Source organism: Marinomonas alcarazii, assembly GCF_003208215.1.
Classification (GTDB): domain Bacteria; phylum Pseudomonadota; class Gammaproteobacteria; order Pseudomonadales; family Marinomonadaceae; genus Marinomonas; species Marinomonas alcarazii.
The window spans coordinates 650,672-675,275 of sequence record NZ_QKLW01000002.1; the positions used below are offsets into that span (position 1 = coordinate 650,672).

Here is a 24,604-nt window from a genome sequence, read left to right on the forward strand (position 1 = left end):
CGTGTAACTTTTGCCAATCGATGCAAAAGTAACCAAAAAATCTTTTATCGGGCTGTCGCCCAAACGTCTGATTCACTTTATTTATTATCAGTTTTAGCAAGACGATTTACATCGTAAGGCATAGATTGTTTTTGCAGGCTTGAGAGAAGATATTTTTAACTGCCCCTGAAACGCCATAAGGTCGCGCAACTTCGTCGCGTCGAACTGACTTCATCGTAGCTACCAAAACGTAGCGCAGTTTTTATCGTGTACCTGATGCGAGTCATTCCCGCGAAGGCGGGAATCAAGTTCTTTTCGTACTTTGGTTCCAATCAATTGCTTTGAGCTAAGAGCTTTATTCCGCTCTGCTGAGCGGGTAACTTTTTGCTAGCGCCCAAAAAGTAACCAAAAATTCGCTTTATCGGGCTATCGCCCAAACGTCTCATTCACTTTGTTTATTATAAGTTTGGCAAGACGATTTTTATCGTAAGGCATAGATTATTTTTGCAGGCTGGAGAGAAGATATTTTAAACTGACTCTGAAACTCCATAAAGTCGCGCAACTTCGTCGCGTCGAACTGACTTCATCATAGAAACTTGGTTTTCGTAGGGCATCATGAGCGCAGCGTGATGTGCCGCTGAAAGCGAAGCTTTCACTGTAGGTCGCGGCTTTAGCCCGACATGGAATTTATGGGTATATAAACAGTTTATTTTTATGGTTTCCAGATTTTGGCTCGGTTTGCCTGTTTTGAATAGTCGTATTTTGCGTATTTGTACTGGCAGAAAATGAAAAAGCCTCCTAATATCAATGAATAAGGATCTACAGCACAGAAATAACGCGCTGTGGATAAAAAAATAACGCGCACGCTCAGTTTTCTAGTTTTAATCTCTGTTAATATCTTTATAAAATCCAATTTATTCAGGCTCCTACAAAGATATTGAAAGATTTTTAAATTGTCTAAACGCGCATGCGCATTAACAAAATGTTAAGTTCTTGGGAGACATTGATGATTATCAGGAAGATGGAAGAGAAGGACCTTGAAGCTGTAAGTGCAATTTGCATGGACTCTTTTTTGCAGTCTGTTGCAAGCACATTGTCTGATGAGGGGATTACAACCTTTTCGAATATCGCTGCGCGCGATGCATTCCTCGATAGGATGAGAGGCGATAACTTAATGCTGGTTGCTGAGAACAACGAAAATGTTGAAGGCATCATCGAGCTTAAGGAAGGTCGCCATGTTGCGATGCTTTTTATTCGGCCGGAATCACAGAAAAGTGGTATTGGAAGAAAGCTGCTTATATCCGCCTTGAATCATGCGAAGGTTGAAACTGTTACCGTTAGCGCGTCGCTATCTTCAGTGACCGCTTATGAAAATTATGGGTTTGAGCGTAGTGGCGAAGTGGGCGAGTCGGCAGGCTTGGTTTATCAGCCTATGGAGCTCAAACTTAACAAGGCAATGCACGCGACAAGCGCGTGATTGCGACGTTATGTTTACAGGAGTGATTTTTGAATCTTTGCGTAACAATTAGCGAAATTAATTGGTCGCTTACTAAAGATGTCATTTCAATAATTGGTACTTTAGGCGCATTGATTATTGGCGGGCTGGGTTTATTCACTTGGAGTCGCCAGCTCAAAGGCACAAGTGAATACGAATTAGCTAAAAAGGCTATTCTCGTTACTTATGAAGTTCAACAAGCCCTTCAGTCAGTCAGAAATCCAATGATTTATTTGAGTAAAGAAGAAGTAGAAGCAGGGTGTCGGCTTCAAGAAGAACAACGAATTTACGAAGAGCGCTTGAGTAAGCTGTATAAAAAATGGGCAGAGCTACAAACGATTCGTCTTGAAACTAAAGTTATCTGGTCTGAGCAAGCTCATAGTGTTTTCAATGGGCTTCAAGAGCGAATCGGTGACGTAAGAGGTGCTATATGGCTACATTTCTGGATGAAAGGTGCCTACGCTGGTCATGGTGCTACTGTCGACAACAGCCGTCAGCGCGTTATAGAAAACGACAAAATAGTATACTTCTCGTCAGAGAACGATGACTTTAGTCAGAAAATAGCTGAGTCGGTCAGAAGTGTAGAAAACTTTTTTAGTCCAAAAGTTAGCCGGAAATAAACATAGCAAGCAAAGGCAGCCGACGCGCAGCTGCTTTAAGCGTTAGTAACATTAGGGGTTAATTTTGGAATTTGATTATATGCTGAAAGTCGCTGAGGAGATTGGAATTGTCAAAGACAATCCTCGCTTGCTTGTAATCGTTTCTCATTCGTTCGTAGAAATGATGGTAAAAACCCTGCTAGATCATCATATTCCGGGTATGCAGCTAAAAAATCATAATCAACGGCTAGAGAAACTTAAAAAAGAATCAGTTATTGATGATTTTCAGTTTAAGCTATATAACTGGTTTCGTGAGTTAAGAAATGATGCTGTGCATAATCCAATATTTCGCCTGAAAGAGTCAGACTTTGAAAAACTGTACGGTCTAGTGAAAAAAGAACAATTGGGCGTTAATAACTTTCATAGTTTTTCTATAAAACTTATCTCTGAGCTTTGGAATAAAAATTTAGAAGTTCTTGGAGCGGCATATCTTGGTAAGCATTGCTGACAAGACGGTCAACTGCACATAACGCTGCGCTCATGACGCCCTACGTTTTTGCTCTCCATCCAACAAAATCTGTTCACGGGTTTTATGTTAATGGGCCGATTTCGCCAATCTATGGAATTTCAGGATAAATCTCCCCTTCCTAGCACCATCCGAAACAATCTATGAATATTAGGGTCAGATGAAAAATAGTATTTTTCTGCCCCTAAATTTATTATTGCGATACCATTGACTGGCGCTGTCTTTATAAAAGCTAATACATTTATTTTCAAAATTGAGCAATAATATCGAGTTTGACTGTTTAAAAAGCGTTCACGTTCTCGCCTTGGTTATGGGGTGAGTCGATCGTGCCAGTAACCGGGTTTTCTAGAATGATGGGCGAAAGCAACGACCGTAATTGTTTGACTACTTGCTATAGTCACCAAGGAGAAAGGGAACCTTTGAAGAATCAATTTTTTAGCTCCAAGCTTGGCAGCTTTACCAATGACCGGTACGAGCGGTGGGTTTGGTTTGCTGAGCTTTGCCGTAGCCTGCTCAAAACTAGTAATGAGCTGCTCTCCCAGACCGGGTATCTCAAGTTCGTACCAAGCAGCGGCTTCGGTCAATTCTACGCTAGCTTCCGTGCTAATCTTTACCTTCAAAATCAGCCCCTAATCCGAGCTCTGGCGCGTGAAATGGCTTCATCAACATCAAGAAGTTCAGTTTTGCCTGATTCAATGTCATTGATTCTGCGGCAGATTTCAATGTCCCAAGCCTCTGCAACACTAATATCGGCTGGACCATCTAAACTGGCAACCAGATCATGTGCAAGTTTAGCCCGCTCTTTCTCAGGCAAGTTCATAGCGGCACTAGTAATACTTTCAAGTTGTGCTGTTTCCATTGCATCACCTAAAACTTTTCAAATGATAATGAACAAATGATGCACCAAAATGTACTCCATCACAAGGCACTCTACCGGATTACATAGTCTGGTAAGCTTAGCGTTATACATGAAAATAGTAAGCGAAATGTTTTGTGGTTTGGTTGCTGAAAATTGAATTACTTTTCGGGGCTCATGCGAAGAACAATTGCGAGTTTCGAGTTTTGTAACAATTAGGATTAGGCCTTTTTTCCAAATCTAAGAAATTGGAACGGGCTTAACCATTATGATCAATATCCGCTCAAACGATATTTTTCACATCTCGATAAAAGTTTTCATATGTACCTAATGCCATGAGTTCGAGTGTAACGGTGCCATCTTCGTAGCTGTAGCCAAGTAATGTAAGTTGTTTCACCATGTTAAATTTGTAGACACGGAGGAAGGATAAATCGCCTTTCTTCTGTTGCCCTAGAAGCGGATCCTCAATCAATTCTCTGATCGCGTTATCCAGATCCGCTTTTTGGTTTTTATGCAGTTTTTTGACCGCTTTTTTAAAGGTAGTTGTTTGAAGAACTTTGTAATGTTAGCCAAAGCTATAAGCCTCAAGTTTTCCGGCTTCTTTTTCCGCTTTGGCAATGATGGCTTGTTTTACGAACTCGTAAGGCAAATCAGGGTTATCTTCCATCATTTCACCAATTTTCGCCCAGTGTTCAATTTGCTTAGGTGTTGTACGGTTTAAGGCTTTTGCCATTATAGCCGCTCTATCAACCAGCTCTTGGTCAAGTCGAATATTTACTGTAGACATAATAAATTCCCTCAGTGTTATTTAAGAACTTTAGTAAATAGCCACAAATGCAGCAATGCGCATCAACTCCATCCCCTCCCTAAAGAACAATTAAGCCAGGTAATAATGAAATACGTTTGCCTGACCATAATGCTAAACGGCGCATCACGCTGCGCTCATGCCCTACGAAAAACCAGCATCACTGATGAACTCAGTTCGACGCATTTTCTGTTAGAGAGTCGATTGCGCGACCTTATGGTGTTTCAGAGTCAGTTAAAAATATCTTCTCTCAAGCCTGCAAAAACAATCTACGCCTTACGATATAACGAGCGTAGGGGAACAGTTATGTTCATATGAAGAAAAGCAGGCATTAAAGATCTTAAAGCGAATTTTTGGTAACTTTTTTATCGATTAAAAAAAGTTACCCGCTCAGCTTTTTCCCGAATTAAAAAACGGAAATAAAGGTCGGGAATACAAAGCGTTTGAATGGAACCAATAACCCCATCTTCCGTCTTCCCCTTGAAAAGGGGAAGAAACTAAGACCTTAATGAAGTCAACGCCCTCTCCACACAAATAGCCGAATGCGCGTCATTGGCGGCATACAGAATTTGGTTTTCTTTAAGAGGGTAAGCGCCCCAGTTGGATTTTTGGGCGCCTTTGCCAAGGCGTTTTCCAAGTACCATTGCGACGGCAGCGCGGGCGCCGATGCTGTTTTTCTCTCCAGCAAGTTGCTTTAAGGTGAAGGATAAGTCTTGGGTGTTGGTGATGTCGATGCTGAGCTTATTGCGCAGTTCTTTGTTGTCGTCTTTAATACCAAAGCCGATTTTTTTGATCTTTGGGTTCTCTAACACTTCCTTCACTGCCGCAACGGCGACAGGAAATCGAACAGGGAACAGAAACGCTTTTGATTCGGTCGCCAGTTGAATAAGCGATGGACCTGGGCTGACTTGGCCTTTTTGGAAAATCGGTTTGCTCTCGGTATCGAATCCAATAGAGGTTTCGTTTTCTAGTTCTTTTATGGCTTGTGCGGCATCAAGTTCGTTTTCAACGATGACGATGTCACGAAGGCCAAGGCCAATATATAAGGGTAATTGGCTGATCTGTTCCTTGGTAGGACGTTCCATTTTGTGTCTCTTGTTTCTTTAGGCTTTTTTCAGGTCAAACAGCACGTCGTGAATTTCCGCTTTTAGCTCTTTATCGATGATTTTATTGCTGTGGATTTTGGCTTGTTCTAGGTATTCAATGGCACCGTTTTTGTCGCCAAGTTCTAGTTTCAGTTGAGCGGCCGCGAAGCCAATGGAGGAAAGGTAATCTTTGGAGTTTATAGCAGCGGCTTTTTCTAAGGCTTTGTCATAGATAACAATCGCCTGTTCTAGATCGTCGGTAAAGTCGCCTAGAGTTTCCCACTGTACTGGGTGGTCTTTGTCTGTGCCGTCGTTGTCATCACATATAGCTTTCAATTCCGCATAATAAGCATCAAAGCCCGCTTGGTCTTTTTTGTTGGCGCAGGTCATGAGTTCTTTGGCGAGATAAAGCACTTCTTTGTATATTTTGGTGTTCATATTTTACTCTGTTGGAGGCATTCGATTATGCAATAACGAGTATGGTAATTTCAATGGACCATTTATGACAGCTTTTCGGTGAGTTATTGATAATAAGGGCTCAACAAGAGCCCTTATTACCCTACAATACAGTCTAAACCTATAACAAAATATAATAACGTTTCCACTTCAAATAATTGTATAGTTAAACATTATCTTCCTGTTATCAAAATACCTTCATTTGCGAAAGGATCCTCTTAAGCAATACAAGCGCTAACAATAAAAAAGGAGAACAAGTATGTTTAAAATCATTTCGACCATCGCAGTGTGTGCAATGTCTTTGCTAACCAGCGCTGGCGCATTAGCAGCCAACGAAGATCCAAATAGGGACAATCGCTTTGAAACCAAATTCATCTACGAATCTCGTGTGAAGATAGACAAAGAACGAGTCACTGTTGGGCAAAGTAAATATGGCGAACGAGGCATCATTTGGATCACAGGTGGCGAATTTGAAGGCCCATCTCTAAAAGGTGAAGTTATTTCTGGTGGCGGTGACTGGCAGCTTGGTAGACCGGATGGAAGTAGAGAATTAGAGGCAAAATACGCGCTTAAAACCGAAGATGGCTTTATCATCCTAGTGCAAAATAAAGCCATCATCAGAGCTCAACCTACCGAAAGTGACCCAAAACATAACTACGCTAGAAGTGTACTTAGTTTTGAAGCGCCGATCGGTAGTCCATATGAATGGATGAATAAATCAATATTTTTAGGGACTGTAGACCTAGCCGATGATTACAATGAAAACCCTGCGGTGATCATTCGTGTCTGGCAACTCCTTTAATATCAGCGTCATTCATATTTTATTAAGCTCCAACATTTATAGTGCTTCGGAGCTTAATTGATTCGCGGTTCTCGTTTGTCGAATCAAGCTCACCCCAGCCAATACAACGAAACCTAATACCAACCACGAGCCTAAAATCACTCCAGTCCAGCCATCCGTTTGCCAGAAAGGATCAAGATAAAACCCACCAAGACTCGCGCCTAGATAGTAAAACACCAAGTACAAAGATGAAGCGCTTGCCTTAGAGTGTTTAGCATTGCGGCTCACAAAGCTGCTGGCAGTAGAATGGCATAGAAAGAAGCCAAAACTGTTTATCAATAACCCTGTGATGATTGCTATTAAAGAATCCCCCAAGGTAACTAAAGACCCCAACATGAAAATACAAGTGCCTAGTACCATAATATTCGGTTGACTCCAGCGCTTGGCAAGCTTGCCAGAAAGAGCTGAGCCTAAGGTGCCAGACAGGTAGGTCAAAAAGAGCAAGCCAACGTATTTAGCCGATAAGTTATAAGGCTCAGCTTCCAAAACGAAGGTCACGTAACTGTATTGGTTAATAAAAATAAAGAAGCTAAAACCGCCAATGCAGTAACTGGTTATTAAACGACGGTTCTGTAAATGACTTTTCATGTTCATCAGAATGTGACCAACACGCAAAGGTTTTGCTTCAAAATGCTGAGATTTTGGCAGCAGAAAGAAAAAAGCCAATAAACACAGTAAACTGATCGCACTCATCACGCCAAAGGTCGCTGAACTCCCTAGCCATTCGCCAACAAAACCACCGATAAGACGACCACCAATGCCGCCTAATGTGTTTCCGCTGATATACAAACCAACCGCTACCATTAACGCTTCTGGCGTATATTCATCCCCCAAATAAGCAACGGCTATGGCAGGTAGCCCAGCCAAGAAGAAACCTTGCAGGCCACGTAAAACTAGTAATGATTCATAACTCTGTACGAGGGACAAACAGAAAGTCGTTAAAGTAATACCAACCATGGTCATAACCATAATACCTTTACGGCCTAAGGCGTCTGAAATCGGCCCATAGAAAAGTAAAGAGATACCCAAGGTCAGTGTCGTGATGGTAAAGCTACCGCTGGCTTGCAGTGGCGTAATGGAAAATTCGTTGGCAATCATAGGCAGCAAAGGCTGTGTCACATAGACGTTAGCAAAAATCATGAAAGAGCCAATAATGAGCGCTATGGTGCCTCGCCAAAAAACAGAACTACCCACTTCTATCACAAACATTCTCCAACGATCGCAGCAACATCAAACGCGAAGTTGAGTTGCTCCGAATACAATATAAATTAATACGACACTATACGCTTAGGAAAATAATCAATAAAATATATCCATCTTATCCAATTCATAAAGGTTGTTGATGGACATTAAACCGCTGCGTTATTTCATTGCCATTGCAAAAACCGAGAGTTTTACAAAAGCCGCTCAGCAGCTTGGCGTTGCACAACCTGCTGTGAGTATGGCAATAAAAAAACTAGAGACAGACCTGGGCTTGACCTTAATCCATCGAGCAGACCGTAATATAGGCTTAACAGATGAAGGCCAAAAACTGCTGACGCATGCGGAAAAAATTATTCAGGCAACAGACGACGCTTTACTAGAAATGAGTGAGTTAAAAGGCTTAAGCCAAGGTGAAGTTCGTGTCGGTATTCCAAGTATGCTTGGCTCTTATTACTTCCCTCCTATTCTTATGGCATTTCGCCATAAATACCCAAGCATTGCCTTAAAAGTTATTGAAGGAGGCACTTGGCAGCTACAGAAAATGCTCGAAAATGGTGAGTTAGATCTTAGTGTTATTGTTGCAGAAACCTTACCTGATAGCTTAGAAACACAAGCGCTAATACGAGAAGAAATGCTGGTAACGATTGCGACGGATCACCCTTTTAGTCAATTAGAGCGAATCTCACCAGAAGCGTTTTTCAATGAAGAGTTGGTGATGTTCAAAGAAGGCTATTTTCACCGCCGTATTGTCGATAAACTGGCGAAAGTCTGCAAAAAGACACCTAAAATCGGTTTTGAAACCAACTTAATTCCGCTCATTAAGTCCATCACTCAACAGGGCTTCGGCATATCCACTCTACTTGCCATGGTGATTGAAGATGACGACGACTTAATTACTCGCTCTTTTGATCCGCCAATCTGGCTAGACCTAGGTATTGCGTGGCGTAAAGACAGTTATCTATCAAAAGCCAATCGCGCCTTTTTAGAGTTTGTCAGCGAGCACGGACAATATAAGCGCTGAATACATAAAAATGCCTACCCTGTACAAAGACAGGATAGGCATTTAAAAACATACCAAGATGTTTAATTAAATAAACGCGCTTCAAGCAAAGAAGAGTTCTTAAAACGATGCAAGCTTTTTGCGGCAGCTAATAGCGCAAGATCAAGCACTGGCTCTAGCAGCACAACACTCAAATACGCCATACCAAACGTCGCTACAGAGGTTAAGTTTTCAGCGCCGAAGCCTTGACCATAAAACGCCCAAAAAGCCACCCAAGCAACAATACCGCCTTGATAAGTTAAAGACAGCTGCAATGCCTGCTTATAAGAAATATCTACATAAGCCGTATTTTCTGCAATCGTACGACGAGCCACGGTCGACATAGCAAATAGCGGTAATAACAAGGTCGTAACGTTCATACCATATTGTGGCAGGTCAAACGGAGCAAAGAACACGCCTTGTGTTAACAAACCAAATATCAAGCCAATAGACGCCGCTGCAGGGCCAAAGATCAAAAATAGGGTTGAGCCTAAGATAAGATGCACTTCAGACACACCAACAGCGTGATGCGGCAAGAGTTCAAAAAAGGCAAAGACAAAAAGCGTGGTTAACACACTGCGACTGATTAAAGACACTAGTCCGTCTTTTTTGATCATGTCGATAGATGCTTTCGCCGACAAGCCCAAAGCCGCCAAAGCGGTAGCGTAACTCAAAACAATTTTCGCGCCATCAACGACGCCTGGTTCAATATGCACTATGTGCCTCCAAAATATGTTTCATACTCACCCGTATGATTCAAATTAGCGGACAATTAAGCGGTAAAAAATACCGAAAAAAGTGTCCAAATTAATGAAGGCCGGTCTCCGGACTGATAAGTGTTTGGCAGATCTGTATTTCTAATACTCTTATTCCTTCCCATCTAAAAGACAGTGGAATTAAGAAGAAACACACCACTTATTTACCGTTGCGGGGGCAGTACAGGCTTTGTTTTTAAAACGCACCTGTTTCCCGTTTCACCCTATTACAGGCACCTTCACAAGAACTGCGGAAGCAATTTTTGTCAATCCGCAGAGTTTTGCAGCGTACGTCTATAGAAGGCTTTAAGCAACTAACAAATAACAAAAACACGCTTAGGAAGGCTTACGACCTGATAGCGAGCTACGTGTATTCATTCTAGATTCAATGTGTTTTAACAGAGAAGTGCGGTGAAAAATAGTGCCACCGAGAATACCAATCGCGCTACCAATAGAAATATCGACAAGCCGATGTTCTAGTAAGACCTCTGTACTGATATTCGCACTGGTAATTTCAGCCATAATCACGGTTAAAGGTGTAATAAAAATCACCGCGGCACCGTAGTTTTTGACAATCAGCAACTCCACAACAAACTGGAAGAAAATCATGCTTAACGCCAGTACCCAATAGTTAGGCTGAAAAGAAAATAGCGAATACGCTACTCCCATGCCAAGTGCCGTTCCTACTATTCTATGGATATTACGATGCCAAATCATGCGGTAAGTGGCGCCCTGCAAAATAGCCGCGCATGAAATGGGCACCCAAAGCGCATTTTCTAGCTCAAATATAACGGCGATTAAATAGGATAAAGCAATAAAGAACGCCACCAAAGCGGCTTCTAGAATAATCGCATTCACCCGAGGGTCCGTTTCTATCTTGGTAACAGGTAAATCATTGGCTCCTGTCATCAGGCTGTAAAAGAATGCCAAACAGCAGGATAACATCCCACCCAATGCCACCATGCCAATATTTGATGACCATCTACCAAGATCAAACGGTAAGTAAATAGCCAAGGCAGATACCAGAATAAAGAAAAAACTACCTGGTGGTGGTAGGCGGTAATAGCGTGTAATGACAATAGAGCCAAAAGACAACAACCCAAGAGCTAAAGCCGCGACATAATGATTAAAGCTCGAAAGAGAACCAATACTAAAGCAGATCATAAAACCAAAAGAGCACATGGCAAGCGTCACCATGCGGTGCGCAGTTCGAGTTTTAGGTAAATATAATATCACCATGGCCCCTAAACTAGACAAGGTCGCTACTGCAAATTGATCTAACGCTGCACCAATTAAAACAGGCACACCGACACAAACAGCAGCAAGAACGGCCAGATGCCAAGGACGCTTGATATCGCTCCAAGCAAAAAGCTCTTTTAATTGAGTTAATAACGCGTTGAACAAAGAAATACTCCGATAAGAATGTTTACTATGGAAACAGTATATCACTGTTATAAATTTTCCATGAAAGAAAAGCACACCTTCGACTTAGCACTTTGCCAAAGATAAGAAAAACGACCTAACTGACAATATTTGCGAAATATACATATCCTTTCTGCTATAAAAAATTATAATCTCTATGTAATATTTTGTAACTGGTTGCCGAAATCACAATAATTCTACAAGGACACAGATTATGAACCTGATTAGGACTCTTTTATCCTTCCTCATGAAGGATAAAATCATTGCATCTCCAAACTTTAACCGTTGGTTAGTTCCACCCGCTTCAATTGCTATTCACTTATGTATTGGCTCTGTTTATGCGTGGAGTATTTTTAATCCGGCATTGACGAAAGAGTTTGGCGTTGTCACGAGCGCAGCTCAAGACTGGAGTCTTAGCAGTGTGGTATGGATATTTTCTGTGGCCATTGTATTTCTTGGTCTATCGGCAGCCGTTGCCGGTAAATGGCTTGAAGAAGTAGGTCCGCGTTGTGTTGGTGTTACAGCGGCATTCCTTTGGGGAGGCGGTTTTATTATCGGCAGCGTTGGGATATCAACGCACCAATTATGGCTGGTGTATTTAGGTTATGGTGTTTTAGGTGGCTGTGGCTTGGGGCTTGGCTATGTCTCCCCTGTTTCTACGCTGCTGCGATGGTTCCCTGATAAACGCGGTATGGCAACAGGCATGGCAATAATGGGATTCGGTGGCGGAGCGATGATTGGCGCGCCTCTAAAAGCTTTTTTATTAGAAAAATTCGCTGTCGCACCTACCTACCTTGGGCCTGAATCGGCCGTAAATCTAATCACTGAAGGCGGTAAGCGCTTTGCAGAAATGGCCAGTGGCAAATTAGAAGTGGTCGTTGCCAGCGCTGCTGAAGCGGCAAAGCTACCTACTCCAGGTGAAGCTGGGGTTTATGTTGTTGGCACAGGTGACACTGGCGCGTCTAGCGTGTTTTTAACGCTGGGGATTGTCTACTTTATTATCATGATGGTTGCAGCCTTTGCTTATCGTGTGCCACCTGAAGATTGGAAGCCTGAGGGTTGGACGCCACCCGCAAAAAATGCCGCTAACGTTATGATTAGTCGCAACAATGTTCATATTAATCAGGCATTAAAAACGCCTCAGTTTTGGCTATTGTGGGCTGTATTGTGCTTAAACGTGACCGCAGGTATCGGCGTCATTGGCATTGCAAAAACCATGATGACGGAAATCTTTGGGTCAACACTCCCGACCATTGCGACAGCAAGCTTTGCTGGCACATACGTATTAATGATTTCAGTTTTTAATATGTGTGGTCGATTCTTTTGGGCATCGACTTCCGACTTCATTGGACGCAAAAATACCTACCATTGCTTCTTCGTACTTGGCACACTTTTGTATCTGTCCATTCCTTATGCCGCCTCAGCGGTAAGCGCTGATCCATCAGTGACTTGGCTGATCATGTTCTACGCAGCAACCATGATTATCTTCACTATGTACGGTGGTGGTTTTGCAACGATTCCAGCGTACCTCGCGGATATTTTTGGCACGCTACACGTTGGTGGTATCCATGGTCGATTGCTAACGGCATGGGCAACGGCAGGGGTTCTTGGGCCTTTCGTTATCACCTACCTAAGAAATCTTTCTGTAGAAAATGCCATTACCGATTTGGTTAGCAAGATAGACACAGCCGCGTTCGAGCAAAAGTTCAATGCTCCTATCTCCCAGCTAAATGAACTCATCACAGCGAAGTCGGTGACCGTTGCTAAATTAATGGAAATCGCTCCAGCAGGAACAGTCGACCCAACGTCTAGCCTCTACAATACAACGATGTATGTTATGGCTGGGTTACTGGTAGTTGGTTTTTTCGCGAACTTAATGGTTCGTCCTGTGAAAGAGAAGCACCATGTAGAAAATACACACCCGAACTTGTAGTCGTTAATATAAACGTAGAATCGGTGACAAAATGCAAAGGCAACAAGACAAATCATGTCTTGTTGCCTTTATAGAAAATGTTCCGATTGAGCGAACATTTCCAGACTATTTTTAGATTATTTATCTTTTCAAAAGCCCGTCCTCAGGCCATTGTGGAGTCAAAATATAAAGACCACTATAAAAATAAAAACTTTATCAAATGCTTTACTAAACTGATAATAAGCATACCTCAATAGAAGGAATACCTTTATGATTCAGCGTATAAAAGCCATGCCTATAACCCACCAGCTTGGTGTTGTAGTGTTCACGGTTTCCATTCTTTGTTTTAGCGCGTTAAGTTGGTTAGCATCAAATAAGTCCTACGATGGTTTTATGACCAGCATAGATCACGAGCTACAAACTAGCGCCAACCAAGGCAGCATGTTGCTGGATTTCTATTATGAAAACCTAGAAAGCAATACAGACAGATTAGCCGATATATTCTTCACTCTTTTTCCTGGTGGAATCAAAGTTAGTGATTCAGAAACGGTAAAAATTGGTGAATACGACAGTCCTTTAGCAACCAACTCTGGCGAAACCATTAATTTAAACTTTAGTAAGCCAGACCAGTTTACAAGTATGACAGGTGGCACAGCGACGGTTTTTATTCGTTATGGCGATGACTTTTTACGCGTTAGTACTTCCCTTAAAAAAGAAAATGGCGACCGCGCTTTCGGAACGTTATTAGGCAAAGGCCATCCGGGTTATAAAAAGCTCATCAATGGCGAAACCTACGCCGGACCAGCCGCATTATTTGGCCGCAACTACATGACGAAGTACGTTCCATTTAAAGATGCAACGGGCAAAGTAGCCGGCATTCTTTACATTGGTTTTGATTACACGGAAGGGCTAAAAAGTTTAGAGAATGAAATTAATACCCTATCCTTTGGCGATACTGGCAGAGCCACGGTGATCAACTTAAAAGAAGGCAAAGACTTCGGCCGAGTGGTTATTGATTCGAAAAACAAAGGTAAGCTATTTAGTGAAATTGGCCTAGCCAATGCAGAAAAACACTTAGAGTTAATGAAAAATCAAGAAAGCGGCACATTTTTCACCGAACAAACTATCAATGGTGTTACCAAAGAAAACATCATGACATTTCGTCATGCCGAAAACTGGAATTGGGCACTATTAACAGGAGGGCCAGTGGATGAATTTACTCTGGTCGCTAACTCTGTTCGCAATAGTTTAATTATCATCTCAATCATTTGTGCCATTATTCTTGTCGTTTTGATTGCCTTTATTACCCAGCGCATTCTCTCCCCTTTAAAACGTGTAGGCCAAGACCTGCAAGAACTAGGTAACGGCAACCTTTCCACACACCTTTTTGAGAACGGACAAGAAAATCAAATTCATAGCCGCAATGAAATCTCGATTTTATTCGAGCACGGACGAAATACCATTAAGCAATTACGCTCCATGCAAATGGAAGTAAGAAGCAGCATGGAGTTGCTTGCCAGCTCCAGCCAAAAAGTACAAAAAACCGCTTCACTGGCTTCAGAAGGAATGACCAAACAGCAAGTTGAAACAGATTTGGTTGCTACCGCGATGAACCAGATGGTTGTTGCGGTTGAGGATGTCTCAAAAAATATCACCGAGACAACCAATGAAACCCATAAAGCAGACGAGGAAACTCGAGCTGGCACTCAGGTAGTCAATAACGTTGCTACCGATATGCAAGCGCTCGCTAAGGTTATAGGTCATGCCTCTTCTGTCATGGAAGAAGTGGAAAAAGAGAGTGTGAATATTGGCTCCGTTCTCGATGTTATTCGCAGTATTGCGGAACAGACCAACCTACTCGCCCTAAACGCCGCCATTGAAGCGGCGCGAGCAGGCGAGCAAGGTCGAGGTTTTGCTGTGGTAGCAGACGAAGTCAGAACGCTGGCAACACGAACTCAAGATGCGACATCTGAAATTGAAGGTATGATTGAGCAGCTGCAAAAACTTTCTAAAACCGCTTCTAGTGAAGTCATCAGCGGGCGCGATCAGGCCGCTGGAAATGCAGAAAAAGCGATTGAAGCAAGTAAGGGCTTAATGAAAGTAACAGAGTCTGTTAGCTTAATTAACTCTATGTCTATTAACATTGCCAGCTCAATTACAGAGCAATCTGCTGTGGCGGTCAGTGTTAATGAAAACATATCGAGCATTCGTCACGTATCAAATGAAACCGCCGACGGCGTCAAAGAAATGATGGCAACCACTCAGACGCTTTCTGAAGTATTAGAAAAACTGAAAGTTTCTGTGGATAGATTCTCTCTATAACGTCAGTCTCACAAGTAGTTAATTTGTGTGCAATGAAAAAGGGAACAGCCAATGGCTTGTTCCCTTTTTTTATAAGTTTTATTCATCTGGTGAAATTTATTTGAAGATTCTATCCGACCAAACTGTCAAACCTGCTGCCACACTACCGAAGTGATCCCCATCTAAAACAGGAATGTTACCGATACTTGCCTGAATCGCATCTCGAATAACGGGGGATTTAGCCGAGCCACCTGTCATATAAATTAGGTCTGGCTTCTCGCCAGCTTGCTCAATAGCGGCTTTCATTAAACTCAACATCTTCTCTAGCGGTGAAGCAATAGATTGTGCTAATTGGTCACGACTAATGTCTGCTCCCAAAGCGGCTTCGATATAATCCAGTGAAGCTGAATAATGCTCAGAGTCAGACAGCGCGATCTTGGCTTCTTCCGCACTTCGCACAATATGATAATTATGCTTTTCTTCACGCATTCTTAGGAAGCGCTCTATCAATTTTGGATTCGCGGCATCAAGACGTAGCTGCTCTATTTGGTTCTTTGTTTCCATACTATTAAAAGTAGCAATCGCAGAAACATCATTTGTTGTCACTGCATTCCAATAAAGCTGAGTCGGCATCGGCAAGCCTGTCTTAAGCAAGGTATCCATACCAAATAATGGCATAAAATGCTTACCCGCGATTTGTATGTCCAAATCATTACCGCCTACTCGTTCACCCGTATGCGCCAAGAAATCACTTCGTCGGTCTTCTTTTTTAAGATATTCCGGCCCCATTCGAACCATGGCGCAGTCAGTCGTACCACCACCAATATCCACAACCAGCACCGTTTTGTTATCCGCTAAGGACTTTTCAAAATCTAAACCTGCCGCAATGGGTTCATACAAAAACTCAATTTCTTTAAAGCCAGCACGTTTACCTGCTGTGGTCAGAATCTCCAATGCTTGGCGGTTACTTGCATCTGCATCCAGACCTTGAAAGTTAACAGGGCGACCAATAACAGTATGAGTAATGTCGGCCCCCAAACTGTTCTCGGCGCGCTGCTTGATGTTTTGCATCATCACAGTCACTATGTCTTCGAAAAAATGTATATGTTCCGCTCGAAGTCCGGCACCACCTAGAAAGGATTTAGGAGACTTAACAAAGTACCCTTCTTCTGGCCACTGAAAATATTCTTCAAAGGCTGCGCGCCCAAAAAATAGTGTTTGATCTTCATCCGCTATGTCTTCTTCATAACGCGCTCGCTTTGCTCGAGTTAGCGCATTTTGGCGTAGTTCAGCAAACGCTTGTCTGGCATGAATATCCTTAAGGCCTCGCCCAACCGCTTCGGTAATAAGGTCTCGATCTAGCGCATATAAAGTAGAAGGTAAAAAAGCATGCTCGTCTTCTAAAGCAACCAGGCGCACAGCCGAATCCTCAACTATACCTAATGCACAATTTGATGTTCCGTAATCAAATCCACAAATCATCTAAAATCTACCTATACTGACCAATACAACGGGGCGCGGACGATAACAGAAAGGTTCAAAAGTATCAAAACAAACAAGCCTCCTGTTAACTCTAGAATGATTACGCTAATTAACAGAAAATTGCAGCCATGCAACAGATTAGAAACATAACTTAAGTAATAATCCACTTTAAAATTACTGCGGAGAAAAGGAATGCGCCTTTCACTACAAACCAAAATAACGCTTCAATCCATTATTGTGGCTATAATCATTGCTCTCGGTGTTGGCGGTGTTTCCTTTTACGCCTTTAAAACCGACAGTGATGCTCGTATAAAATCAGAAGCCAGCTCGCAAGCTAATGCAATCTCCACCTATATAAATAGTTGGTCCAATGATCGCATCAGCACCATGGAAGCCATTAAACAAAAAATAGAGGCCTCCCTGCAGGAAAACCCAGACGTTAACGAAAAAGACATTCTTAATATCCTCCAACAAGCTCAGGCCAGTCTTGGGTTTGGTATGACTTTTTTAGGGATGGAAAATGGCGCAATGTACCGTCACGACCCATCGCTAAACAGTGCCGATTACGACCCTCGTAAACGCAGCTGGTACATTGATGCCAAAGCAAAAAACAGCGCTTATGTCACTGCGCCTTATATCTCCGCCTCCACTAAAAAACTGTCTATGACATTTGTCGAACCCATTACTATTAATGGCCAATTCGTTGGCGCCATTGGTGGTCTAGTATTTTTAGATAGCGTATTAGACAGTGTTCTCGCCATGAAAGTCGCTGGCAATGGCTATAGCGTACTATTTGATGGTGACGGCAAAATCATTGCTCACCCAAATACAGAGCAAATTTTAAAAGATGCTACCGACTTGTCACCTGTATTAACCGACTCTTTCTTCAGAGACATTCGCAATCAGGCTAAATTTGCTGAGCTTAATTTAGACGGCAAGAATATTGAAATGTTTGCCAGCAATATAAAAGGCAATCCATGGGTGCTGGGCTTAATGATGGACAAAGACGTTCTCAATGCGCCGCTTGTGGGTTTGGGCACCAATATCCTTGTTGCTGTTTTGGTTTTGCTTTCGATTGCCATATTACTCGTCGTCCAAATAACACGATTCCTATTAAAAGATTTGCGTCGCGTTTCTGACAGCATGGCACAAATTGCCCAAGGTAACGGAGACCTAACTCAGCGCCTAACCGCCAGTTCTAAAGATGAAATCGCGGTATTGGTAGACAATTTTAATAAGTTCGTCGCCCTACTTCATGGCACTGTGTCGCATCTCAAAAAGATCGGCCATGAGCTATCTGGTCAAGCCAGCGCTTCTCATTCATCTTCTAGAAACAGCTCTTTGAAACTTGAAGAACAGCAACACAACATTTCGATGGTTGCTACCGCCATCCATCAAATGGCGCAGGCAACACAAGAAATCGCCAGTAATGCGACAAACACCGCGATCAATGCGGATGAGACTGTTGCAGCCAGTAACATTGGCCAATCACAAGTACTGAAAAGCCAAGAGAGCATTCGAACTTTAGCGGAAGATATTCAAGGTGTGGCTGGCGTCATTAATGACCTAAGCACAAACGCCGATGGCATTAACGCGATCTTAACGACGATTTCAGGTATCGCAGAGCAAACCAATTTATTGGCCCTAAACGCTGCGATTGAGGCGGCACGAGCAGGGGAACAAGGTCGCGGTTTTGCCGTGGTTGCCGATGAAGTTCGTGTGCTTTCACAGCGCACTTATAGCTCGATTGAAGAAATTCAAAAAATGATTGAATCGTTGCAAAAGATCACCAAAGATGCAGTGAATAAAATTCAATTAAGCCATACCAGAGCAAACAGTAGCGTTGAAGATGTCAATCAAGCCCGAGAAAGCTTAGACAAGATTCAACAATCCGTTACCACTATTAACGATCGAGCAGCCCAAATCGCAACGGCTACCGAAGAACAAACGAGTGTTACTGCTGAGGTGAACCAAAACACCGCTGACATACAGCAAGGTTCTACTGAGCTGGTTGCAATCGCAGCAGAAAGTGCAGCCCGCGCCGAAGAGCTAAAAGTACTAGCGGATGACTTGATCAAAAACATCAACCACTTCAGAACATAACACACTGATGACAATAAAAAGGCTCTATCAGGGAAACCTGATAGAGCCTTTTTTCGTTCTTGTATCTGAATGTTTTCGCGACAGATTAAACGAGTGGTGATACGCCAAGAATGGCTTCATGTAGGTAAAATACAATTGTGAACCAAGACACCATAGCAAAAACAAAAGCAATCAAATTCATCGGAACAGTGGATTCGTCTGAAGCTTTATAAACAACACCCGCTTTACGATCTCGACGACGATATACGGCAAAACTCACAATAGACCAAACCAAGAAGCTGCCAAAGATAATCGCATCTGCTAACGTGCCATTACTGATTAAATGCGCAAATGCCCAAAGCTTAACCGCGATTAACATTGGGTAGCCCATTTTATTTTTCATCGTCGTATTAGGCACTAACGCAGAACCTGCGAAGAAAAGCGCAACCAACACCAACAACCCCGCTAAATGGCGAGTCCAAACAGGCGGAAACCATAACCAAACGGGTTCAAGACGAACTTGCATATAGCCCATTACAATAAAAGCCGCAGCAATCAAGGTTAACATGCCAAAGCGCATTTTCCAGCGTAATGCGCCGTGTCTTGCCATACTCGTTTCACGCCATTGCGGTGCAATCAAGCGAATGGAGTGCAAACCAAAAAAAATGACCAACCCTATTACGATAATCAACATATAAACTCGATTCCTAAACTAAACGGTAAACAAAATTTAGCACTGCTATTCTTTCTATAAAGCAGCGTCCCTAGGGACAAAAAATTATTGGTGGTAAGAGTACCTTGTTTTGAAAATTTGAAAAGCACTTTCCGAACACCTAAGCGGTATTCCGTTAGGAACAATAGTATGTTCAAGTACTGTTTCCCATGGGGATAATAAAGCCCGCTATTTTCGCCCCCAACCCGCTAAATCAGATGAAAGCAAAGTCGAGATAAAGGACAATTCGCGATTCGATTAAAAAAGGCTTCCCTCGCGGTAGAAAACTTCCCCTCATTTGAACTAGAATACGCGCTTTTGCGGACAGGCTAGTTGCCATGATCAAGACTCCTTATTACCTCATTGATAAAGCGGCTCTTCTAAAGAATTTAGAAAAGATCGCCTATGTGCGCCAGCAGTCTGGGGCTAAGTCCTTGTTAGCTTTGAAATGCTTTGCTACTTGGTCTGTGTTCGACTTAATGCAAGAGTATATGGACGGTACAACCTCCTCATCTCTTTATGAAGTCAAACTCGGCAAAACCAAATTTAAAGGCGAAACGCACGCTTACAGTGTGGCCTATTCAGACGATGAGATTAATGAAGTACTCGATCACTCTGACAAGATCATTTTCAACTCGATCGGCCAATTCAATCGCTTCAAAGACGTGAGCAAAGACAAAACTCGTGGCTTGCGCGTTAACCCGCAAGTGAGCACCTCTGAGTTTTTAATTGCTGACCCAGCAAGACCTTTCAGCCGCCTAGGCGAATGGGACCCTGAAAAAATCGAAACCGTTATTAACGATATCTCTGGTTTCATGTTCCACAATAACTGTGAGAATGACAACTTTGATCGTTTTGACGAAATGTTAACTCTAATTGAAGAGCGTTTCGGCCACCTGATCACACAAGTGAAATGGGTGAGCCTTGGCGGTGGCATTCATTTTACTGGCGAAGGTTACCCCATCGACAAGTTTTGTCAGCGCCTAAAATGTTTCGCAGAAACCTATGATATTCAAGTTTACCTAGAGCCTGGGGAAGCTTCTATTACCAAAAGTACAACCCTTGAAGTCACCGTATTGGACACTTTGTTCAACGGCAAAAACTTAGCGGTTGTTGATAGTTCAATAGAAGCTCATATGCTGGACCTGCTGATCTATCGTGAAAATGCTAAAATGGCACCTTGTGATGGTGACCACGAATACATGATTTGTGGTAAATCTTGCTTAGCAGGCGATATTTTTGGCGAATTTAAATTTGATAAAGCACTGCAAGTGGGTGATCGCCTGTCTTTCCAAGATACGGCCGGTTATACCATGGTGAAAAAGAACTGGTTTAACGGTGTTAAGATGCCGTCTATTGCCATACGCCAATTGGATGGCAGCATCGAACTTGTAAAGGAATTCGGTTACGACGATTTTGAGCAGAATCTATCTTAATTCTGTTAAAAGATACCACTTTGGAGAAAGCACTATTATGAAAAAAAACGTCCTAATTATTGGCGGCGGAGGCGTGGCACAAGTTGTGGCACACAAATGCGCCCAACACAATGACACACTGGGCAATATTGCAATTGCTTCGCGCAGCGTTTCGAAATGCGACAATATTGTATCCAGTGTCCTCGACAAAGGCAGCATGAAAGTAGAGGGACGCATTCAAGCATTCGCCCTAGACGCTCTTGACGTGCCAGCGACGGTTAAACTGATTCAAGAAACAGAATCTCAAATCGTCATCAACGTGGGATCAGCATTTATCAACATGTCTGTGCTTGAAGCTTGTATGGAAACAGGTGCCGCTTACTTAGATACAGCCATCCACGAAGACCCAGCAAAAATTTGTGAAACACCACCATGGTACGCGAACTACGAATGGAAACGTCGTGACGCTTGTAAAGAAAAAGGCATCACTGCCATTCTAGGCGTGGGCTTTGATCCAGGTGTGGTAAATGCCTATGCGGCGCTTGCTTACAACCACTACTTCGACAGCGTAAGTGATATCGACATCATTGATATCAACGCAGGTAGCCATGGTAAATATTTCGCGACTAACTTCGACCCAGAGATCAACTTCCGTGAATTTACCGGTGTTGTGTATTCTTGGCAGAATCGCGAATGGAACGTCAACAAGATGTTTGAAGTAAGTCGTACCGATGACCTACCAATAGTAGGAAAGCAAACGTCCTACATGAGCGGCCATGACGAAGTACACTCTATTTCTCAAAACTTAGATGTACCTAACGTACGTTTTTGGATGGGCTTTGGTGAACATTACATCAACGTTTTCACCGTATTGCAAAGCCTAGGGCTATTGTCTGAACAGCCAGTTAAAACAGCAGAAGGCCTTGAAGTTGTGCCACTTAAAGTAGTGAAAGCCGTACTTCCTGACCCATCTTCTCTTGCTCCTGAATACACAGGTAAAACTTGCATCGGTGATGTTGTTAAAGGCATCAAAGACGGCAAAGAGAAAGAAGTCTTCATCTACAACGTAGCAGACCACAAAGACGCTTACAACGAAGTGGGTAGCCAAGGTATTTCTTATACCGCTGGTGTGCCACCTGTAGCTGCCGCTATCCTAGTTGCCAACGGCACTTGGGATGCAAAAGAAATGCGCAACGTAGAGCAACTTGATCCACGACCTTTCTTGGGTTTATTAAACGAAATGGGCTTACCGACTCGCATTAAAGACGAGACAGGCGATCATCCTTTCACGTTTTAATCTTTCCGAAAAATGTTTGAAGACCTTAAAAATACCCCCGCTACTGCGGGGGTACTTTTATTGCATATCAAGAAAAACGTTATTCACTAGAAAAGCTTACAAACCGTCCTTGTCGATTTTATTATTTAAAAGCACAACACCTTCCAAGGGAATAGGCTTCGATATAAAGTAACCCTGAAATACATCACAACCTTTATCGACAAGAAAATCATAAATTTCTTTAGTCTCCACTCCTTCAGCTACTATATTATACTGATAGGTATCTGCAATTAAAAATAAGGAGTCGACAATAACACTGTAACCTTGATCACTTTTAATACCGCTAATAAAACCTTTATCTATTTTAATTTCATCTGCAGGGAAATTAATAAGATGTTGAAAAGAGGTATAACCAGTACCAAAATCATCAAGTGAAACCTTACATCCCATTCCACGAATTTCATTAAGCGTATTAATACAGGTGCAATCGATATCTAGCAAAAAGGTTTCCGTTATCTCTAAACAAATTTTTTCAAAGCTAACACCACTCTTTAATACTCTCTCTTCAAAATGCCCAACAAAAGAAGTGTCTAATAATTCTTTAGATGAAATATTAATGGAGAGCGTAAGGTCTTCATACAACTCGAAGTTCGAAAAGTCAGTCAGAGCTTTTTCTATCACCATTAAATCAATATCTCGGATAAGGCCAGTTTCTTCTGCAACAGAAACATATACCTCCGGAGACAGACTATAAAGTTCAGGTAAACTACAACGTAATAACGCTTCCACACCCACTATTTTATTTGACGATGCGCGATATAAAGGCATATACAAAAGATAAAAAGCATCTTGATTTAGTGCGATTTCAATTAGTTTTTCTAAGTGTGCTTTATTTTCAGCCTCTCTGCTTATCTCGCTAGTATATAACTGTAAAAGAGACTTACTACCAACTATTGACTGAATAGATATTTCAGTGCGCTCCAATATTATATCTTTATTACCCGGAAGAGATATCTCCTCACATATCCCAACCTTTATATCTAAGCACAAATCACCTAACCCAATGATATGTATCGAAGACAATAAGGAGTCTAAAAAGTCCTTTTCCATTTCTGCCGAAAAGCGCTCACCTTTTTTTAAGAGTATAAGATCATTTTCATTTAATCTTGCACTTAAATAAAAATCATTTTTATAGCGAAGAGCACTTCTTTCAATAACCTTACTAAGTAGATGATTTGCTGTGGCGAGGCCAAAGTGACGTAATAGTTTTTGCCAATTGATAATTTTTATACGATAAACTACTACTTTTTTACCAACATATCTTGAATATCTAGCCTCAAACCCTAAAGCATTTAAAAGATTAACACTTGAATCCTTATAAGCTTGACCTTTAAGTTTTTTAAATTCTTTAAATTTAAAAAACAAATACGAAAATATAGCTAATACCGCTATAAAAAGCCAAACCAATGTTAAAATCTTATAAACAACATCAAGATGGATTATTTTTCCAGATACTTTTAACTTAGATAATGACAAGGAATACTTTCCAGGGGATACAATTGGCATTTCATTAAAAAAGAACTCAATACTACTAACGTTATTTATATCATAGTAAGCAAGTTCGAAAGGTACTTTATACATATCCTCCCACCATGTTTCTACCTTAAAACGAGAAAGTGGAACTACACCATCACCTTCAGCCTTTATTCGAACAGCATGGTACTTATATTTCACACCTAAACTAGCTTTTTCTTCAGAACTTAAATTTGCTCTTACAAATACACGAACTCTATCGTCATAATTTTTGCTAGTTGATTTCTCTATTATATTAAAATTTAATGATTCAAAATATTTTAGAGAGAAACCTATTCCATCATCGTCAGGTAAACCGATATATAAACCACATATATCATGACCTACAACAGTAATATTACATTCAACAATAAAGCTATTTTTTACCTTTGTGAGAGTAACATCAGTACCTGACGCCTCTATGACAACTTGGTTTTTCTCAGCCATTGAAATTAAATCCAATGTCTTTGTGTTATATGAGGAATTAGCGAAAAAAACGACAGCAATACTCAAAAACAGAAAAAGTATAAATATTAATTTATATACTATTTTTGACGAAAAGTTTTCCAAATAAGGACTCATACTACCAACACCTAGAAAAATAATGTGCTAAATCCACACTTATTAATAGACCTTAATAAAACACATTACAGACCATTTAAGATGATGTCTATACTGTTACAACAATAATACATCGAAACTTTTTATTTAGTAAATAAATTAATCATTAATTAGGAATTAACCTTGAGAAGGTAGTATTAAACTGGAGTAAATAGAAATAAAAAAGGCCA

General features: G+C 41.7%; 22 protein-coding genes and 1 riboswitch. Of the genes, 10 read left to right on the forward strand and 12 right to left on the reverse strand.

What is annotated here, in order from left to right:
- Positions 1-985 precede the first annotated feature (985 nt).
- The 3 genes from DFP75_RS07895 to DFP75_RS07905 all read left to right on the forward strand — a co-directional run bounded on the left by DFP75_RS07895 (position 986) and on the right by DFP75_RS07905 (position 2,581).
- On the forward strand, positions 986-1,456 hold the full coding sequence (locus DFP75_RS07895) for a GNAT family N-acetyltransferase (RefSeq protein WP_181417007.1): 471 nt from the start codon (positions 986-988) through the stop codon (positions 1,454-1,456).
- 29 nt (positions 1,457-1,485) lie between these two features.
- Positions 1,486-2,094 (forward strand): hypothetical protein, encoded by a 609-nt coding sequence (locus DFP75_RS07900; protein WP_110573984.1) that lies wholly within the window; start codon positions 1,486-1,488, stop codon positions 2,092-2,094.
- 64 nt (positions 2,095-2,158) lie between these two features.
- Positions 2,159-2,581: a DUF4145 domain-containing protein gene (locus DFP75_RS07905; RefSeq protein WP_110573986.1), complete on the forward strand. Its 423-nt coding sequence runs from the start codon at positions 2,159-2,161 to the stop codon at positions 2,579-2,581.
- A gap of 326 nt (positions 2,582-2,907) precedes the next feature.
- Here the strand turns inward: DFP75_RS07905 and DFP75_RS07910 are convergent, their stop codons facing one another.
- The 6 genes from DFP75_RS07910 to DFP75_RS07935 all read right to left on the reverse strand — a co-directional run bounded on the left by DFP75_RS07910 (position 2,908) and on the right by DFP75_RS07935 (position 5,783).
- A complete protein-coding gene (locus tag DFP75_RS07910; RefSeq protein WP_110573988.1) occupies positions 2,908-3,219 on the reverse strand; it encodes a hypothetical protein in 312 nt (103 codons plus the stop codon).
- Between the two features lie 2 nt (positions 3,220-3,221).
- Positions 3,222-3,458: an addiction module protein gene (locus tag DFP75_RS07915; protein ID WP_110573990.1), complete on the reverse strand. Its 237-nt coding sequence runs from the start codon at positions 3,456-3,458 to the stop codon at positions 3,222-3,224.
- Positions 3,459-3,738: 280 nt separating this feature from the next.
- Positions 3,739-3,972, reverse strand: a complete 234-nt coding sequence (locus DFP75_RS07920; protein WP_110573992.1) for a type II toxin-antitoxin system RelE/ParE family toxin — start codon at positions 3,970-3,972, stop codon at positions 3,739-3,741.
- A 48-nt stretch (positions 3,973-4,020) separates the two neighbouring features.
- Positions 4,021-4,242, reverse strand: a complete 222-nt coding sequence (locus DFP75_RS07925; RefSeq protein ID WP_110573994.1) for a TA system antitoxin ParD family protein — start codon at positions 4,240-4,242, stop codon at positions 4,021-4,023.
- A 515-nt stretch (positions 4,243-4,757) separates the two neighbouring features.
- Positions 4,758-5,345, reverse strand: coding sequence for a 3'-5' exonuclease (locus DFP75_RS07930; protein WP_110573996.1), 588 nt, complete (start codon positions 5,343-5,345; stop codon positions 4,758-4,760).
- An 18-nt stretch (positions 5,346-5,363) separates the two neighbouring features.
- Complete coding sequence (locus DFP75_RS07935) at positions 5,364-5,783, reverse strand: tetratricopeptide repeat protein (RefSeq protein WP_110573998.1); 420 nt, start codon at positions 5,781-5,783, stop codon at positions 5,364-5,366.
- 277 nt (positions 5,784-6,060) lie between these two features.
- Between DFP75_RS07935 and DFP75_RS07940 the strand changes: the two genes are divergently transcribed.
- Positions 6,061-6,603, forward strand: a complete 543-nt coding sequence (locus DFP75_RS07940) for a DUF3237 family protein (protein WP_110574001.1) — start codon at positions 6,061-6,063, stop codon at positions 6,601-6,603.
- 36 nt (positions 6,604-6,639) lie between these two features.
- Here DFP75_RS07940 and DFP75_RS07945 read toward each other — a convergent pair whose 3' ends face one another.
- Positions 6,640-7,845 (reverse strand): MFS transporter, encoded by a 1,206-nt coding sequence (locus DFP75_RS07945; RefSeq protein ID WP_110574477.1) that lies wholly within the window; start codon positions 7,843-7,845, stop codon positions 6,640-6,642.
- Between the two features lie 139 nt (positions 7,846-7,984).
- Between DFP75_RS07945 and DFP75_RS07950 the strand changes: the two genes are divergently transcribed.
- Entirely contained in the window at positions 7,985-8,866 is an 882-nt protein-coding gene (locus DFP75_RS07950) for a LysR family transcriptional regulator (RefSeq protein ID WP_110574003.1), read from the forward strand.
- A gap of 62 nt (positions 8,867-8,928) precedes the next feature.
- Here DFP75_RS07950 and DFP75_RS07955 read toward each other — a convergent pair whose 3' ends face one another.
- A complete protein-coding gene (locus DFP75_RS07955) occupies positions 8,929-9,600 on the reverse strand; it encodes an energy-coupling factor ABC transporter permease (RefSeq protein ID WP_110574005.1) in 672 nt (223 codons plus the stop codon).
- Positions 9,601-9,682: 82 nt separating this feature from the next.
- Positions 9,683-9,895, reverse strand: a riboswitch (cobalamin riboswitch).
- An 80-nt stretch (positions 9,896-9,975) separates the two neighbouring features.
- Positions 9,976-11,043, reverse strand: a complete 1,068-nt coding sequence (locus DFP75_RS07960; protein WP_110574007.1) for an FUSC family protein — start codon at positions 11,041-11,043, stop codon at positions 9,976-9,978.
- 232 nt (positions 11,044-11,275) lie between these two features.
- Here DFP75_RS07960 and DFP75_RS07965 point away from each other — a divergent pair, with 232 nt between their 5' ends.
- Together DFP75_RS07965 and DFP75_RS07970 are read left to right on the forward strand one after the other, a co-directional pair.
- Entirely contained in the window at positions 11,276-12,994 is a 1,719-nt protein-coding gene (locus DFP75_RS07965) for an OFA family MFS transporter (protein WP_110574010.1), read from the forward strand.
- Between the two features lie 249 nt (positions 12,995-13,243).
- On the forward strand, positions 13,244-15,295 hold the full coding sequence (locus DFP75_RS07970; protein WP_110574012.1) for a methyl-accepting chemotaxis protein: 2,052 nt from the start codon (positions 13,244-13,246) through the stop codon (positions 15,293-15,295).
- A gap of 96 nt (positions 15,296-15,391) precedes the next feature.
- Here DFP75_RS07970 and yegD read toward each other — a convergent pair whose 3' ends face one another.
- Entirely contained in the window at positions 15,392-16,756 is a 1,365-nt protein-coding gene (gene yegD / locus DFP75_RS07975; protein ID WP_110574014.1) for a molecular chaperone, read from the reverse strand.
- 192 nt (positions 16,757-16,948) lie between these two features.
- On the opposite strand from yegD, the gene DFP75_RS07980 reads away from it, so the two are divergent.
- A complete protein-coding gene (locus tag DFP75_RS07980) occupies positions 16,949-18,859 on the forward strand; it encodes a methyl-accepting chemotaxis protein (RefSeq protein WP_110574016.1) in 1,911 nt (636 codons plus the stop codon).
- Positions 18,860-18,944: 85 nt separating this feature from the next.
- Here DFP75_RS07980 and DFP75_RS07985 read toward each other — a convergent pair whose 3' ends face one another.
- Positions 18,945-19,532 carry an NnrU family protein gene (locus tag DFP75_RS07985; protein ID WP_110574018.1) on the reverse strand — a complete coding sequence of 196 codons (588 nt, stop codon included), beginning with the start codon at positions 19,530-19,532 and terminating at the stop codon, positions 18,945-18,947.
- A 356-nt stretch (positions 19,533-19,888) separates the two neighbouring features.
- Between DFP75_RS07985 and nspC the strand changes: the two genes are divergently transcribed.
- On the forward strand, positions 19,889-20,986 hold the full coding sequence (gene nspC, locus DFP75_RS07990) for a carboxynorspermidine decarboxylase (protein ID WP_110574020.1): 1,098 nt from the start codon (positions 19,889-19,891) through the stop codon (positions 20,984-20,986).
- Between the two features lie 37 nt (positions 20,987-21,023).
- Positions 21,024-22,262, forward strand: a complete 1,239-nt coding sequence (locus DFP75_RS07995; RefSeq protein ID WP_110574022.1) for a saccharopine dehydrogenase family protein — start codon at positions 21,024-21,026, stop codon at positions 22,260-22,262.
- A gap of 96 nt (positions 22,263-22,358) precedes the next feature.
- On the opposite strand, the gene DFP75_RS08000 is transcribed toward DFP75_RS07995, so the two are convergent.
- Positions 22,359-24,395 (reverse strand): EAL domain-containing protein, encoded by a 2,037-nt coding sequence (locus DFP75_RS08000; RefSeq protein WP_110574024.1) that lies wholly within the window; start codon positions 24,393-24,395, stop codon positions 22,359-22,361.
- Positions 24,396-24,604 lie beyond the last annotated feature (209 nt).